Raw genomic sequence first — 1,575 nt, forward strand, 5'->3', positions numbered from 1 at the left:
CCTCGGCCGGGCAGCGGGCCGAAGGACACGGTCCGGCGCCGGCTACAGCTACCTCCACACCGCCGTCGACGACCACTCCCGCCTCGCCTACAGCGAGATCCACACGGACGAGAAGAAACAGACGGCCACCGCCTTCTGGACCCGCGCCCAGGCGTTCTTCTCCCAGGCCGGAGTCACCGTCGAGCGAGTGCTGACCGACAACGGATCCTGCTACCGCTCACGCGACTGGCACGATCTGCTGACAGCGGCCGGGATCACCCACAAGCGCACCCGCCCCTACCGACCCCAGACCAACGGCAAGGTCGAACGCTTCAACCGCACCCTGCTCGACGAATGGGCCTACGCCCGCCCCTACCACTCAGAAACCGAACGACGCCAAGCGTTCCCCCGCCGGCTCCACACCTACAATCACCACCGCGGACACACCGCGCTCAAGGGCCAACCACCCGCCAGCCGCGTCCCCAACCTCACAGGGCAATACACCTAGGCCGACTCCCCGCCCGCAGGTCACCGCCGGACCCAGGCCGACTCCGCGACCGCAGGTCACCGCGCGCCGGCCGCCAGCGCCCGCGCCACCCCGTGCTCCTTGGGCCCGAGGAACGTCGGGTCCGGGCGGAACACCGCGTCCAGCGCCGCCTTGCCGGCCGCGAACACCTCCCGGACGCCGCCGTAGTACCAAGTGGTGTCGTGCACGGCGTCGACGCCGACGCCGTAGGAGTCGACGCCCGCCGCCTCGCACAGGGCCACCGCCCGCCGGATGTGGAAGCCCTGGCTGACCAGGACCGCCCGGTCCACCCCGAAGATCTTCTTCGCGCGCACGCAGGAGTCCCAGGTGTCGAAGCCGGCGTAGTCGGTCACGATCCGGGTGCCGGGCACGCCGTGCGCGGTCAGGTAGGCGCGCATCGCGTCCGGTTCGTCGTAGTCCTCCCGGCTGTTGTCGCCGGTGACCAGCACCACCTTGATCCGGCCCTCCCGGTAGAGGGCCGCCGCCGCGTCCAGGCGGTGCGCCAGGTAAGGCGACGGCTCGCCCTTCCACAGGCCCGCGCCGAAGACGACGGCGACCTCGGTGCGCGGCGCGTCGGCGGTGGTGCGCAGCCGGTCGCCGGTCACCGCGTACAGCCAGGTCGCCGGCAGCAGCGCCAGCACGCACACCGCCATCACGGCCTGCACCAGCCGCCGCTGCCCGGCACGGGTACGCGGCAGCCGCGGCCGCGTCCATCTCGGTCGGCGCTCCGAGCGCATCGGTCGATCCCCCCTCGAACGGCCCGCACGGGCCTCCACCAGCAAGGACGCACCACGGGGCGGACCGGTTTCGCCACCCGGCGCAGCACGCGCGACACGCCCCGCGCCCCGACCACCCGGTGCCGCCGCACCCCGACCACCCGGCCCGGCCCGACCCGGACGACCACGGACGCCCGGCCCGGACGCCCGGTCCGGCCCCGGCCCGGACGACCACGCCCCGTCCATCGCCGGCGCCGACGGCGATGCGAACCGCATCCGCCCGGCGGCCCGGCCCCCCGTCGCCGCCGGGAACCGCGTCGGCTTCGCCCTGGAGCGGCCCGGTCCCCGCCCTTC

At 74.2% G+C, this 1,575-nt stretch carries 2 protein-coding genes; one reads left to right on the forward strand and one right to left on the reverse strand.

The features are described 5' to 3' along the window. Window positions 1-487, forward strand: a 487-nt coding sequence (locus tag ABZ858_RS00005; protein WP_361370114.1) for a DDE-type integrase/transposase/recombinase, incomplete at its 5' end; no start/stop codon positions are given. 56 nt (window positions 488-543) lie between these two features. On the opposite strand, the gene ABZ858_RS00010 is transcribed toward ABZ858_RS00005, so the two are convergent. Then, window positions 544-1,242 carry an ElyC/SanA/YdcF family protein gene (locus tag ABZ858_RS00010; protein WP_361370117.1) on the reverse strand — a complete coding sequence of 233 codons (699 nt, stop codon included), beginning with the start codon at window positions 1,240-1,242 and terminating at the stop codon, window positions 544-546. Between the last annotated feature and the right edge of the window lie 333 nt (window positions 1,243-1,575).

The sequence above is a fragment of the Streptomyces sp. NPDC047017 genome (assembly GCF_040644175.1).
In the GTDB taxonomy this organism is placed as follows: domain Bacteria; phylum Actinomycetota; class Actinomycetes; order Streptomycetales; family Streptomycetaceae; genus Streptomyces.